Source organism: Streptomyces venezuelae ATCC 10712, from assembly GCF_008639165.1.
GTDB classification, from domain to species: Bacteria; Actinomycetota; Actinomycetes; order Streptomycetales; family Streptomycetaceae; genus Streptomyces; species Streptomyces venezuelae.
In genome coordinates this window covers 3,051,798-3,065,227 of the sequence record NZ_CP029197.1, presented here as the reverse complement: position 1 = coordinate 3,065,227, position 13,430 = coordinate 3,051,798, and the positions used below count along the sequence as shown (strand labels likewise).

At 72.4% G+C, this 13,430-nt stretch carries 10 protein-coding genes; 5 read left to right on the top strand and 5 right to left on the bottom strand.

The features are described 5' to 3' along the window. Positions 1 to 47 precede the first annotated feature (47 nt). Complete coding sequence (locus tag DEJ43_RS13895; RefSeq protein WP_015033991.1) at positions 48 to 581, top strand: acyl-CoA thioesterase; 534 nt, start codon at positions 48 to 50, stop codon at positions 579 to 581. A gap of 95 nt (positions 582 to 676) precedes the next feature. Here DEJ43_RS13895 and DEJ43_RS13890 read toward each other — a convergent pair whose 3' ends face one another. Next, on the bottom strand, positions 677 to 2,200 hold the full coding sequence (locus DEJ43_RS13890) for an LCP family protein (RefSeq protein WP_233447952.1): 1,524 nt from the start codon (positions 2,198 to 2,200) through the stop codon (positions 677 to 679). Between the two features lie 71 nt (positions 2,201 to 2,271). Here DEJ43_RS13890 and DEJ43_RS13885 point away from each other — a divergent pair, with 71 nt between their 5' ends. Beyond that, complete coding sequence (locus tag DEJ43_RS13885; RefSeq protein ID WP_015033989.1) at positions 2,272 to 3,312, top strand: glycosyltransferase family 2 protein; 1,041 nt, start codon at positions 2,272 to 2,274, stop codon at positions 3,310 to 3,312. Between the two features lie 72 nt (positions 3,313 to 3,384). On the opposite strand, the gene DEJ43_RS13880 is transcribed toward DEJ43_RS13885, so the two are convergent. The 4 genes from DEJ43_RS13880 to DEJ43_RS13860 form a co-directional block, all read right to left on the bottom strand. Beyond that, the gene (locus tag DEJ43_RS13880; RefSeq protein WP_181399534.1) at positions 3,385 to 5,166 is read right to left on the bottom strand and encodes an LCP family protein; all 1,782 of its coding nucleotides are present in this window, start codon (positions 5,164 to 5,166) and stop codon (positions 3,385 to 3,387) included. Between the two features lie 50 nt (positions 5,167 to 5,216). Continuing rightward, positions 5,217 to 6,959, bottom strand: a complete 1,743-nt coding sequence (locus DEJ43_RS13875; RefSeq protein ID WP_015033987.1) for an LCP family protein — start codon at positions 6,957 to 6,959, stop codon at positions 5,217 to 5,219. 254 nt (positions 6,960 to 7,213) lie between these two features. Beyond that, positions 7,214 to 8,416, bottom strand: a complete 1,203-nt coding sequence (locus DEJ43_RS13870) for an LCP family protein (protein WP_015033986.1) — start codon at positions 8,414 to 8,416, stop codon at positions 7,214 to 7,216. Between the two features lie 258 nt (positions 8,417 to 8,674). Further along, positions 8,675 to 9,433, bottom strand: coding sequence for a TIGR03089 family protein (locus DEJ43_RS13860; protein WP_015033985.1), 759 nt, complete (start codon positions 9,431 to 9,433; stop codon positions 8,675 to 8,677). A gap of 137 nt (positions 9,434 to 9,570) precedes the next feature. On the opposite strand from DEJ43_RS13860, the gene DEJ43_RS13855 reads away from it, so the two are divergent. The 3 genes from DEJ43_RS13855 to DEJ43_RS13845 all read left to right on the top strand — a co-directional run bounded on the left by DEJ43_RS13855 (position 9,571) and on the right by DEJ43_RS13845 (position 13,398). Continuing rightward, positions 9,571 to 11,079, top strand: a complete 1,509-nt coding sequence (locus DEJ43_RS13855; protein WP_015033984.1) for a peptidoglycan recognition protein family protein — start codon at positions 9,571 to 9,573, stop codon at positions 11,077 to 11,079. Positions 11,080 to 11,183: 104 nt separating this feature from the next. Further along, positions 11,184 to 12,266, top strand: a complete 1,083-nt coding sequence (gene manB / locus DEJ43_RS13850) for a mannose-1-phosphate guanylyltransferase (RefSeq protein ID WP_015033983.1) — start codon at positions 11,184 to 11,186, stop codon at positions 12,264 to 12,266. Between the two features lie 169 nt (positions 12,267 to 12,435). After that, complete coding sequence (locus tag DEJ43_RS13845; RefSeq protein ID WP_015033982.1) at positions 12,436 to 13,398, top strand: DNA-3-methyladenine glycosylase family protein; 963 nt, start codon at positions 12,436 to 12,438, stop codon at positions 13,396 to 13,398. The last annotated feature ends 32 nt before the right edge of the window (positions 13,399 to 13,430 follow it).

The following is a 13,430-nucleotide window of genomic DNA, read 5'->3' as shown; positions in this document are numbered from 1 at the left end:
GCGGACCGAACGGCGACGGCGACGGGACCCGGCATATGGTGGAGGGCATGACAGATCAGGGCGATATCGCGGGCAAGCCCACCTCCGCCTCCCGCACCACCCTCAGCCACATCATGACCAGCCACGACACCAACCTCCTCGGCACCGTGCACGGCGGCGTGATCATGAAGCTGGTGGACGACGCGGCCGGCGCCGTCGCGGGCCGGCACTCGGGCGGACCCGCGGTCACCGCCTCGATGGACGAGATGGCCTTCCTGGAGCCGGTCAGGGTCGGGGACCTGCTGCACGTGAAGGCCCAGGTCAACTGGACCGGCCGGTCGTCCATGGAGGTCGGCGTACGGGTCATGGCCGAGCGCTGGAACGAGTCCACGCCCGCCACCCAGGTCGGCTCCGCGTACCTGGTCTTCGCCGCGGTCGACGCGGACGGCAAGCCCCGCTCCGTCCCCCAGGTCATCCCGGAGACGGAGCAGGACAAGCGCCGCAACCAGGAGGCCCAGATCCGCCGCACCCACCGCCTGGCCCGCCGCCAGGCCATCAAGGAGCTCCGCGAGCGCCGGGCGGCCGAGGGCTACGAGGACTGAGGACCGCCACAGGCCGCGGCGACGGTCACGGTCACGAGCACACCGCCCGGCCCCCGGCGACGGTCACGGGCACACCACCCCGCCCCCGGTGACGGTCACGGGCACACCACCCGGTCCCCGGTGACCGCCTCGAACGGCCCACCGCGCCCCGCGTCCTCCGCCCGCACGCCCCGCACCCCCTTGTAGTCCGACCCCACCGTCACCCGCAGCGTCCCGCCCCGCCCCGCCACCGGCTTCAGCTCCGCCCCCGGCAGCGCCGCGGCCAGCGTCTTCGCCGAGCGGTCCCAGCGCGGGTCGTACTCCACCACGGTCCGCGCCCGCTCCTGCCCGGCCGAGGTCATCGGCGTGCGAGTGGTGTCGAAGCCCGTGCCGCGCAGCGCGTCGTCCACCTTGCGGCCGAGCCCGTCCGTGCGGGTCCCGTTGTAGACCTGGACCCGCACGGTCCGCGGCGGCACGTCCACCACCACGTCCTTCGGCGCCTTCGCGGACGACGCCGCGGGTGCGGCCGGCGCCAGCGGCCGGTCCTCCCGCAGTGCCTGGAACAGCTTCTGCGCCTTCGCCGCGTCCCACTTCACCGTCGACCCGATCCCCTTCACCGGGAAGCTCATGTCCCCGACGGGCACCGACACGAACTCCGACGAGGCGGGCGTGAAGCCGCGCATCGCCTTGGCCAGCGCCAGCAGCTGATCCGTACCGAAGTCCTGGTCGGCCCGTACGGAGCTGAGCATCGTCGTGGCGACCTCACGGAACCGCACCGGGTTGAACAGCACCCCGCCGCTGGTCATGCGGTCGATCAGGGCCGCCAGGAACCGCTGCTGCCGCTGCATCCGCCCGATGTCCGCGGCCCCGTCGATGTGCCGCGAGCGCACGTACTGCAGGGCCTGACCGCCGTCCAGCTCATGGGTGCCGGCCGCGAGGTCGAGTCCCGTGTACGCGTCCTTGACCGGCCGGGTCGTACAGATCTGCACCCCGCCGACCGCGTCCACCGTCCGCATGAAGCTGGTGAAGTCGACCTCCAAATAGTGGTCGATCTTGACCCCGGTCATCGACTCGACGGTCCGCACGGTCAGCGAAGGCCCGCCCTCGGCGTAGGCGGCGTTCAGCTTCACCGGGTGCGCGTGGTGCTTCCGGCCGCTGTTGAGGTCCGTGTGCTCGGGCATCTCGGCGTACGAGTCACGGGGCAGGCTCACCACGCTGGCCCGGTCCCGGTCCTCCGAGATGTGGACCAGCATCACGGTGTCGGTGCAGTGGCAGGGCGCCCCGCCCAGCCGGTACTTCGCCTTCTCCTCGGGGGTGATCCGGTCCCGGCCGTCGGTGCCCACCACCAGGACGTTCATCCCGTGCCCGGCCTGCGGCCGGTTCTTCATGTCCTTGAACGGGTCGACCCGGGTGATCCCGGTGTCGAGACCCGTCACCAGGGCATGCCCGACACCCCCCGCCGCCAGGACCGTCACGGAGAGCGCCGTCGCCATCCGCATCCCCCACCGTGGGCGTCCGCGCCGTCTGCGGACCGGCACGGGACGGGCGGCGGGCCGGGGACGGGACGGGCGGGGCGGTGTGGGCACGGACGGACACCTCCGCGGGTGTGACAAAGGGAACCGTGAGCACGGTAGGCCCATACGATCAGCGCAAGGCAGCACCACCCGGGCGGCGCGCCCGCTGTCCCCCGTTCGCGGTAACGTGGCGGGCAATGAACGCCACGCCCCCCGTCTCCGTGATCATGCCGGTCCTCAACGAGGAGCGGTATCTGCGCACCTCCGTTCGTCACATCCTGGAGCAGGAGTACGACGGCGAGATGGAGGTGGTGATCGCGCTCGGGCCGTCCACGGACCGCACCGACGAGATCGCCGCCGAACTCGTCCGCGAGACCGCGTCCGATCCCCGTGCCCGCGTCAAGACCGTGCCGAACCCCACGGGCCGCACGCCCGCCGCGCTCAACGCGGCGATCAAGGCCTCGCGTCACCCGATCGTGGTGCGCGTGGACGGCCACGGCATGCTCTCCCCGAACTACATCGCCACCGCCGTCCGGCTCCTGGAGGAGACCGGCGCGCAGAACGTCGGCGGTGTCATGCACGCCGAGGGCGAGAACGCCTGGGAGGACGCCGTCGCCGCCGCGATGACCTCGAAGATCGGCGTCGGCAACGCCGCCTTCCACACGGGCGGCGAGGCGGGCCCGGCGGAGACCGTGTACCTGGGTGTCTTCCGGCGCGAGGCGCTGGAGCAGCAGGACGGGTACAACGTGGAGTTCATCCGCGCCCAGGACTGGGAGCTGAACTTCCGCATCCGCGAGGCCGGCGGCCTGATCTGGTTCTCGCCCGAGTTGCGCGTCCAGTACCGCCCGCGGCCCTCCGTGAAGGCGCTCGCCAAGCAGTACAAGGACTACGGCCGCTGGCGCCATGTGGTGGCCCGCTACCACCAGGGCTCCATCAACCTCCGCTACCTGGCCCCGCCGACCGCCGTGTGCGCCATCGCCGCGGGTCTGCTCGTGGGCGCCTTCCTCACCCCGCTCGGCTTCGTGATCCCGGCCGGCTACCTCGCCGCGATCACGGCCGGCTCGCTCCCGGCGGGCAAGGGCCTCTCGCTCAAGGCCCGGCTGCAGATCCCGGTGGCGCTCGCGACGATGCACATGTCGTGGGGGTACGGCTTCCTGACGAGCCCCCGTTCGCTGGCGAAGCGGGTCATCGCCAGCCGCCGCCCGGCGGTGCGGACCGGCGAGTCCGAGACGGTCTGACACCTCCCCCGACGAACTGATGGCCGGGTCCCCGCGGCGGGGACCCGGCCATCAGGCGTCTGCGGGAACGGTTCAGCTCTTCCCGTCCCACTTGTAGACGGAGTAGACGTCCATGCAGGTCGCCTTGTCGTCGGCGCCCTCCGGCAGGTCGCCCGCCTTCGTCGTCGGCGCCTTGAAGACCTTGCCCTCGCGCCAGTCCGCGCCGACGACGAGCGTGATGCCCTCCGTCTTCGCGTCGGCCCTGACCTTGGACTCCGGCAGTCCGAGGGCCTTCGCCACGGACGCGGCGTTCGCCTTGCCCTGGTCGCCGTCGGCCTTCGGGTAGAGGACGACCGTGTCCTCGCGGGGCTGCGCCTGCTGGGAGGAGCCGGCCTGGGTGAAGCCCTTGCCCGTGAGGACCGTGGCGATCTCCTTGGCGCGGCCCTCGACGGGCGCCTTGTCGGTGCCCGCGGTGCCGTTGGAGACGGTGACCGGGAAGGAGCCCGGTGCGGCGGCCGCCGTCCTGGGCTTCGCGGACGCCGAGGGCTTCGGCTTGGTGCCCGCCTTGTCGCCGTTCTTGTCGAGGGCGACGTCGTCGCGGAGCATCGACCACATCTTGGCGGCCGAGGACGGGACGAGCTGGAGCCACGCGTCGGGGTTCGGCGGGTACTCGGTGGTCGGGACCGTGGCCGTGGTGAGGCGGTCGAGCTTGACGTTCTTCAGCTGCATCGACAGGTCGAAGAGCTTCGCCACCGACTTCAGCTCGTCGGAGACCACGAGGGCGTTCGTGGCCGTCTCGGCCAGGCCCATCAGCCGTCCGGTGTCGGTCCAGGCGTTCTGGCCCTGGAGCTTCTTCATCATCCCGTTCATGTACATGTGCTGGGCCTTGGCGCGGTTCTGGTCGCTGCCGAACGCGTGCCGGGTGCGCAGCCACTGGAGGGCCTGCTCACCCTTGACCTCGGTGGTGCCCTTCGGCAGCTTGAGGCCGGAGCCGCCCTTCACGCGCCCGTTCGACTTGTCCCACACGCCGGTCTTCACACAGACCGGAACACCGCCGACCTCGTCCGCCATGGACACCACACCGGCGAAGTCGACCATCAGCCAGTGGTCGATGTAGACCCCGGTGAGGCTCTCCCAGGTGGTGAGGGTGCAGCCGGGGCCGCCGCGCTGGAGGCTCTCGTTGATCGGCCGGTTGTTCGTGGCCGGGTAGGACGTGCCTTCCTTGTCCCGGCACTCGGGGATCGGGACGACGGTGTCGCGCGGGATGGAGATGATCGAGGCGTTCTCGCGGTCCGCCGAGACGTGCAGCAGCATCTGCACGTCGGCGAGCGGCTTGCGGTCCTTGTCGTTCCGACCGCCGCCGAGCGCGATGTTCTTCTCGTCCTGGCGGCTGTCGGAGCCGATCAGCAGGATGTTCAGCGGGGTGTCGCCCAGCGCGTTGGGAGCCGCCTTCTTCACGCCGCTCTCGCCGCCCGCGCGGCCGCCGCTGCGGATGTTGCCGTTCAGGTGCTCGTAGTACAGGTATCCGGCGCCGGCCGTGCCGAGTATCAGCACCGCCAGGGTGATCGCCACCCAGCGCAGCGCCTTGCGCTTGCCGGACTTGGGCCGCCGGCGGGCGCCGCGACGGTGCCCCGCCCGGCCCTCCGTACCGCCCCCGCCGGCCGCGGCGCCACCGCTTGCGGCACCACCGCCTCCGGCGCCTCGGCGGCGCTCGGCACGGGTCGTCGCGCCGGAGGTCTCCGCCTCCTCGGGAGCGTCGGCCTGCCCGGCACCGGTGGCTTCACCGGCGCCGTACAGCTCGTCGTCCCAGCCCAGTTCACGGGCGCGCGGAACGCTTCCCCGCGTTCCCTCCCCACGCACGCTGTTCTGTCCCACCCCAGGTCCCCTCGTCAGTCAGGAGCGAGCCAAGTCCCCGTTTTCACGGGCTACTTGGCGCACACCTGCTTGTCAGCTTGTACCTTCTCGACGTCCGGCGCCTTCGCCGGACCGTTGATGGGCACCCCCGCGCCCTTGAAGTCGGCACCAAGAACGAGCGTCATGGGCTCGCGTACCCCGGCGTCCTGCGTGCCCGGCTTGAGCGCCGTCGCCGGCAGCCCCATCATGTCCGCGAGCTTGCGGGCCTGATCCGCCTGGTTCGGTGCATAGGTGAGCATCGTCTTCGCCGCCTTCTCGGGGGCGTTGCTCTTGTTGGTCGAGCGGGTCACGCCCTGCTCGTTCTGCAGCCAGTTGATGGTCGACTGGGCCGCGCCCTGGATCCCGCTGCCGTTGAAGACGTCGACGCGCACCTCGGCGGCGGTGGCCCGGGTGCCCTTGAGGAGCGCGGCCTGCGCCTGCGCCTGCGCGTTCTTGGCTTCCTGGCTCTTCTTCTTCACCTCGGTCAGCGAGGTGTCGGCCTTCATCGCGGCGAACAGCTCCGGCGCCTGCGTCGGGTGCGGCACCACGGTGATCGGCTTGGGCTCGGCCGGGTTGTCGATGACCGGGAGCGTCGCGAACGCGATGTTCTTCGTGTCGATCCCGGACAGCTCCTTGGCCAGGTCCTGGAGCTTGGAGAGCGACCCTATGCCCTTGTCGACGGTGAGCGCGTCCGTCGCCGCCTGGGCGAGGTCGTACAGCTTCGTCGGGCTGGTGAGCGTCTCGTTCGACTTCATCTGCCGGATCATCGAGCCGAGGAACTGCTGCTGGACCTTGATCCGGTCGAGGTCGCTCTTGTTGCCGAAGCTGGAGCGGGTACGGACGAACGCCAGCGCCTTCTCGCCCTCGATGACCGACTCGCCGGCCGGCAGCTTGAGGTGCGACTTGGGGTCGTCCACCGCCTTCTCGACGCAGACCTTCACGCCGCCGACGGCCGTGGTCAGCTCCTTGACGGCGTTGAAGTCGACCATCATGAAGTGGTCGACGGTCAGGCCGGTCAGCTCCTTGACCGTACGCATGGTGCAGCCGGGGTCACGGCCGTCCTGGCCGAGGCTCACGTTGAAGCGGGCCTGCCGCTGGCCGGGGATCGTGAGGATCTTGCCGTCGGGCTGCCGCGACTGGCACTCGGGGATCGTCGTCATCAGGTCGCGCGGGATGGAGAGCGCGGTGGCGTTCGTCCGGTCCTTGGAGACGTGGAAGAGGATCGTGGTGTCGGCGTGGCCGGGGCTGTTGGCGTCGCCGTAGCCCGCGTTGCCCGCGCCGGTGCGCTTGTCGGTGCCGATGATCAGCACGTTGAAGGCCTCGCCCTTGCGGAAGCCCTTGCTCTCGGCGCCCACCGGGTCGACGACGTGGATGTTGTTGTCGAGCTCGTTGTAGATCAGGTACGCGCCGGTCGCGCCGCCGACCAGGACGAGGGCCATCGTGCCGCCGGTCCACAGCAGGACCTTCTTCTTGCGGGACGCGCCCTGCTTGCGCTTGCGGCGGCTCGTGGGCGGCTGCTGGCCGCCCCCGCCCGTCTCGGAGACCCGCCGGCGGCGCTGGCCGGGGACGGGTGCCTCGACGGGCGCCCCGACGGAGGTGTCGGCGGGCGCGGGTGCGGGAACGGTGGATCTGCGAGGCCTCGACGGTGCGGACGGGGCCTGCGGCTGCCCAGCGGAGTGGTCCAGTCGCAGTTCGTAGTTGCCCGTCTGCGGGTTGAGCACCCACTGGTCGGCGGGGTCGATCTCGTCCGCCCGTCCACGGCTGTGCGCGTCCACGGTTCCTCGAGTCCTCCGTCGGTGCCACGCGAGGCGCCTCCCCCAGTGGGCGCCGCTCTCTCGGCTGTTCGATCCTTGATGAGTGCGACCACGCGGTCGGGGTGCACCGGATCGCGTCACACTATCCGCCCAGTTCAGCGTGGGGCGACGTGCGTGACAAATTCCACGCCCCTTACAACCGGGCAATTTGCTCAAACCTCATCGCTCGCAACCCTCCCCTTGGTGTGCCCTTTACCCGCCACCCCCCAGTCCCCCTAGGAGCACACTCCTTCCGCCGCGTTCCGCCCCGTGAAGGTCGGCGTCACGGACGGCGTCGGGGTGTCCGCGTCGTCGGGCTTCCCGTCCGCCCCGCCCCCGCCGGAGTCCTTCTCCACGTCGGGCGTGACGGCGACCGGCCGGTCCTCCCGCAGCTGCTTGAAGAGCTGACTCGCCGCCGGCTGCACCAGTTCGTCCCGGTTCGCGTTGTACGCGTAGGGGCGCCGGGGGACCGTGAGGAACTGCACCTTCTCCGTCGGGATGGCCCGCATCGACCGCGCGAGGTCGTACAGGTCCCGCAGCGAGTCGAGCCCCGGGTCCGTCGTGATCGCCTTCGTCGCCGCGTCGAGGACCGGGTAGAGCTTGGTCGGGTTGAGCAGCACCCCGTCGCTCTGCACCTTGTTGACCAGCGCACCGAGGAACTGCTGCTGCCGGTCCATCCGCTCCGTGTCGCTGCCGTTGCCGAGCGACTTCCTGGCCCGTACGAAACCGAGGGCCTGCTCCCCGTGCAGGGTCTGGCGCCCCGCGGGCAGCTTCAGCTTCGCGGCGGGATCGTCCACCGGCTCCTTCAGACAGACCTCCACGCCGTCGACGGCGTCCACCATCTTCTTGAAGCCCCGGAAGTCGATCACCATGTGGTGGTCCACCCTGATCCCGGTCAGCTTCTCGACGGTACGGATCGTGCACGCCGTACCACCGAACTCGAACGCCCAGTTGAACTGCGCGAACTGCTCCCGCGTACGGGTCCCGTCCGCCTTGCGGCAGCTCGGCAACGTCACCATCAGGTCGCGGGGGAGGGAGACCGCGGTCGCGCTCTTCTTCCCCGCCGCCAGGTGCAGCAGGATCGTCGTGTCGGAACGCTGGGTGCCCACGTCCTTGCCGTACTTGCGGTTCTCCTCACCGGCCCGGGTGTCCGAGCCGATGAGCAGGATGTTCCGGGCCGCCGAGACGTTGGCCGGCGGCCGCTCCTTCTCGTACCTGCGGAGCTCGTCGGCGGCGGTCGTGTCCGTGGTGATGTTGCCGTCCAGCTTCCGGTAGAACCACCAGCCGGCCCCGGCCGCGGCCAGCACCACGACCGAGACGCCGAGCGCGGTCCAGCGCAGCCAGTGCCGCCGGCGCGGCTGCTCCGGAGTCCCCCCGGGAGCCGTGCCCTCCGCTGCCGGGGGATCCGGTTCGGCGGGCGTGCCCGCGCGGTCCGTCACGTCTGAGTCCGTCCTTCATGGCGTCGGCGTCGCGCCGGGGCGGCCGCCGGTCGTAGAAGGAGACGGCCGAACCCCACGCTCGGTTGTGCGGAAGGAGCGAACTCCCCCCGCGCCGATCATGTACCGACGGGACCGCGAGCACCTGTGAACCCGGCGCGGCGCTAGGCCGAACGGGGACTGGCGCGGGGTCGGGGTGCAGACGGTGGCGGTCGGGGCTCAGGCGGTGGCGGTCGGGGGTCAGGCGGTGGCGGTCGGGGCTCAGGCGGTGGCGAGGGTGGTCGTCACCCGCTCGCTCTCCACCCGCTTCTCCAGGCCCCCGGGGGCGAGCCGGTCCAGATGACGGCAGAGGACCACGGAGCCGCCCGCGGCCAGCGGGGCGTACAGGCCGGTCGACAGGCCCTGCCAGTCCTCGTAGCCCAGCCCGGAGAGCAGCCGGGCGCCGGGGGCGAGGCCGAGGGCCTCCGCGTCCGCCCGGGCCTGCTCGACGAGCTGCGCGCCGCTGCGTTCCGTACCGCCGACCACGAGCGCGGGCGCGTCCGGATCGACCGGAACGAACGGGGCGAACCGGTCCCCCTGGCTCGGCACCTCGACGGCGTAGTCCGCGTAACCGGCGGGCACGGCCGGGAAGCGGCGGCCCAGCGGGGCAAGCGAGAGCGCGATCCGCTCCCCGGAGCAGGCGCGACCCGCCTCCAGCGTGTCCGGCCCCGCCACCACGAGGTCCGCGCCGGCCGGATCGCCGCCGACCTCCACGGTCACCCCGACGGACGAGCAGGCGAGCAGCCAGACGGCGGTCTGCCAGTGCGCGGGCAGCAGCAGGGCGAGCCGGTCGCCGGGCGACGCGGACAGTTCGCCCTGGAGCAGGTTGGCCGTCTTGGCCACCCAATTGGCGAAGGTGGCGACGGACAATTCCACCCGCTCACCGGTGGCGTCGTCGTAGAAGGTGACCAAGGGGCGGGCGGGGTCCGCGGCGAGCGCGGATCGCAGCAGGTCGGCGGGGGTGCGGTCGCTTGCGTTCACGCCGGACAGCGTACGCGGGCAGCCGGGCGCGGGTCCGCCGTACCGGTGACACCGTCCACCGGTCGGCCCGACGGCCCGTCAGTTTCCGGGCGGCTTCCCGGCGCGCGGAACGGCCCCGGGGTACGCACGATCGGCCCATGCGTGCCTCACTCGCCTCCTCGATCGCCGTGACCTGCGCGACGGTCCTCGCCCTGCCGGTCTCCCTCGCCGCACCCGCGGCGGCCGTGGTGCCCTCGGCGCTCGGGCTGCCACCGGCGGCAACCGCACTGCCACCCGCGCCCGAACTGCCCGGCGCCACCCAGTCCCTGCCGCTCGAGCCGCTGGGCGGCACCGACCGGTCCATGGGCGGCGGGGCGGACGACGCGGACGCCCGGGGCCTCACCCGACGTGACGTCAGGCCCTTCTCGCTGGTCGGCGTCGTCTGGGAAGACCCGACGGCCGTCCTGCACGGCACCGTGCAGGTCCGCACCCGGGCCACCGGCGGCGGCGCCTGGTCGGAGTGGCAGGACGTGGAGACCCACAACGAGGAGCACGGTGCCGACCCGGACACCGCGGAGGGCGCGGGCCGGGCGCTCAAGGGCTCCACGGCCCCGCTGTGGGTGGGCGACTCGGACGGCGTCGAGATCCGCGTCCAGGGGGAGGAAGCGCTCCCCGAGGGCCTGCGGCTCGAACTCGTGGACCCGGGCGGGGACCAGGCGACGGAAGCGGCGACGGACGCGGCGCCGACGGCAGCCGGGGCGGCGGGGGCGCCCGGGGCGCCCGGCGTGGCGGCAGCGGCGATGGCGTGGACGCGTACGACGGCGGCCTCGGCGGCCCTGGTGGGCCTGAGCGCGGCGGAGGCGGCGGTCAGCGGCGTGAACGCCCAGCTGGCCCCCTACGGCGCGGCCTGGATCCCGGCACTGTCGAAGGAAGCGACGGAGCTCACGTTCCCGCACCTGCCGGTGGAGCAGGAGGGGATGGCGGCGCCGGAGGTGAAGGTCCCGGCGGCCGAGGCCCAGGACTCCGCGTACGTGCCGGCGGCGGCCGCCGCGAAGCCGTACATCGGCCCCCGCCCCAAGATCATCACCCGCAAGGGCTGGGGTGCGGACGAGCGGCTACGCGAGAAGGGCTTCGTCTACACCAAGAGCATCAAGACCGCCTTCGTGCACCACAGCGCGACCGGCAACAACTACACCTGCCGCCAGGCGCCCTCCGTCCTGCGCAGTATCTACCGCTACCACGTCAAGAGCAGCGGATGGCGGGACTTCGGCTACAACTTCGCCGTCGACAAGTGCGGAAACATCTACGAAGGCCGGGCCGGGGGCGTGGCCAAGCCGGTGCTCGGCGCGCACACGCTCGGTTTCAACACCAACAGCATGGGCATCGCCGTCCTCGGCACGTTCAGCAAGAGCACCCCGCCGGCCGCCGCGGTGACCGCCGTCGCCCGGCTGACGGCCTGGAAGCTCGGACTGCACGGGGTGAACCCGAAGGGGACCTCGTACCTCGTCTCAGGGGGCGGAAACCTGTACAAGAAGGGGAAAAAGGTCCGGTTCAACGCCATCGCCGGACACCGTGACGGATTCGCCACCGAGTGCCCCGGAGCACGGCTGTACGGCAAGCTCGGAACGGCCCGTGTGAGCTCCGCGAAGTACCAGGGAAGGCGCTGATGGGGTCATCGGGGCCACCATCTGCCTAAACTGACCGGTCATATCGCACGGACGACCGAGACGGGCGAGCCGGCCGGCCCCGAACAGGAAGCAGAGACGACAAGGTGACAGAAGCGATCCTCCTGGTCGGTGGCAAGGGAACGAGGCTGCGACCCCTCACGGTCAACACGCCGAAGCCCATGGTTCCGGCAGCGGGCGTCCCCTTCCTGACGCACCAGCTGGCCCGCGCCCGCGCCGCCGGCGTCGAGCACATCGTGCTCGCCACCTCCTACCTGGCCGAGGTCTTCGAGCCGCACTTCGGCGACGGGTCCTCGCTCGGCCTGAGCCTGGAGTACGTCACCGAGGAGGAGCCGCTGGGCACCGGCGGCGCGATACGCAACGTGGCCTCGCGGCTGCACTCCGGCCCCGACGACCCGGTCCTGATCTTCAACGGGGACATCCTCACCGGCCTCGACATCCAGGCCCTCGTCGCCACCCACTCCTCCTCGGGGGCGGACGTCTCGCTGCACCTCACCCGGGTCGAGGACCCGCGCGCCTTCGGCCTCGTCCCCACCGACGCCACCGGCCGCGTCACGGCCTTCCTGGAGAAGCCGCAGACGCCCGAGGAGATCGTCACCGACCAGATCAACGCGGGCGCGTACGTGTTCCGGCGCTCGGTCATCGACACGATCCCCGCCGGCCGCCCCGTCTCGGTCGAACGCGAGACCTTCCCCGACCTCCTGGCCTCCGGCGCCCACCTCCAGGGCATGGTCGACTCCACGTACTGGCTGGACCTCGGCACCCCGCAGGCCTTCGTCCGCGGCTCCGCCGACCTGGTCCTCGGCCGCGCGCCCTCCCCGGCCGTGCCCGGCCGCTGCGGCGACCGCCTGGTCCTGCCCTCGGCCCGCGTCGCCCCGGACGCCAAGCTCACCGGCGGCACGGTCGTCGGCGCCGACGCGGTGGTCGGCGACGGCGCCCGCATCACGGGCTCCACGCTCCTGGCCGGCGCGGTCGTCGAACCGGGCGCGGTGATCACGGACTCCCTGATAGGCGCGGGCGCCCGCATCGGCGCCCGATCGGTCCTGACGGGGGCGGTCATCGGGGACGGCGCCCAGGTGGGCCCGGACAACGAACTCCGCGACGGCGTCCGCGTCTGGTGCGACGCCACCCTCCCCGCGGGCGCGGTCCGCTTCTCCTCGGACCAGTAGCAGGCTGCCGAGCCCGGACCCCCGCCCCCGGCGACGGTGCGCGGGGGTACGGGGTACGGGCCAAGGCGCGGAAGCCGAGGCCCGGCACGGCGCACCGTCCCGCGGACCCCGTGTGGCGGGGGCCACACGGGCCAGGGCCCCGCGGGGCCCGGCCGCTACGCTCGTACCCATGGCCGGCCGCTTCCCACCCAGACCCACCCGCACCACCGTGCGCGGCGGCCACCTCCCCGTCCCCCGCTCCCTCGACACCGCGCGGGACCTGGACCTGGGGCTCACCCTCGGCCCGCTCCGCCGCGGCCCCGCCGACCCGACGTTCCGGGCGACCCCGGACGGCTCGGTGTGGCGGGCGAGCCGCACGCCGGACGGCCCCGGCACCCTCAGGGTCCGGGTCGTCGGGGGCCGGGCGGAGGCCGAGGCCTGGGGCCCGGGCGCGGCCTGGCTCCTGGACGGCCTCCCGGCGCTCCTCGGCGCCGAGGACGACCCGACCGCCTTCGTCCCCCGCCACAAGCTGATCCTGGCCACCCACCGCCGCCGTCCGGGCCTGCGCCTGACCCGCACCGGCCTGGTCCTGGAGTCGCTGATCCCGTCGGTCCTGGAGCAGAAGGTCACGACGCACGAGGCGTACGGCTCCTGGCGCGTCCTGGTGCGGAAGTACGGCGAACCGGCCCCGGGCCCGGCCCCCGAGGGCATGTACGTGATGCCGGACGCCCGCACCTGGACCCAGATCCCGTCCTGGGAGTGGCACCGGGCGAACGTGGACGGCAAGCGCTCGGCGACGATCGTCCGCGCGGCGCGGGTCGCGGCCCGCCTGGAGGAGGCGGCCCTGATGGACGGCCCGGCGGCACGCGCGCGCGTGGAGCTGGTCCCGGGCATCGGCCCGTGGACGAGCGCGGAGACGATCCAGCGCAGCAACGGCGCCCCTGACGAGGTCACGACGGGCGACCTGCACCTCCCGGGAATCGTCGGCTGGGCACTGGCGGGCGACCGCACGACCGACGACGAGGCGATGCTGACCCTCCTGTCCCCCTACACGGGCCAACGCCACCGAGCGGCCCGCCTGATCCTCCTGAGCGGCCGCGTACCGCCCCGCAGGGCGCCCCGGATGACGCCGGGCGACATCACGTCCATCTGACCGCCCCCGAAGGAGGCCGCACCGCCCCCGAA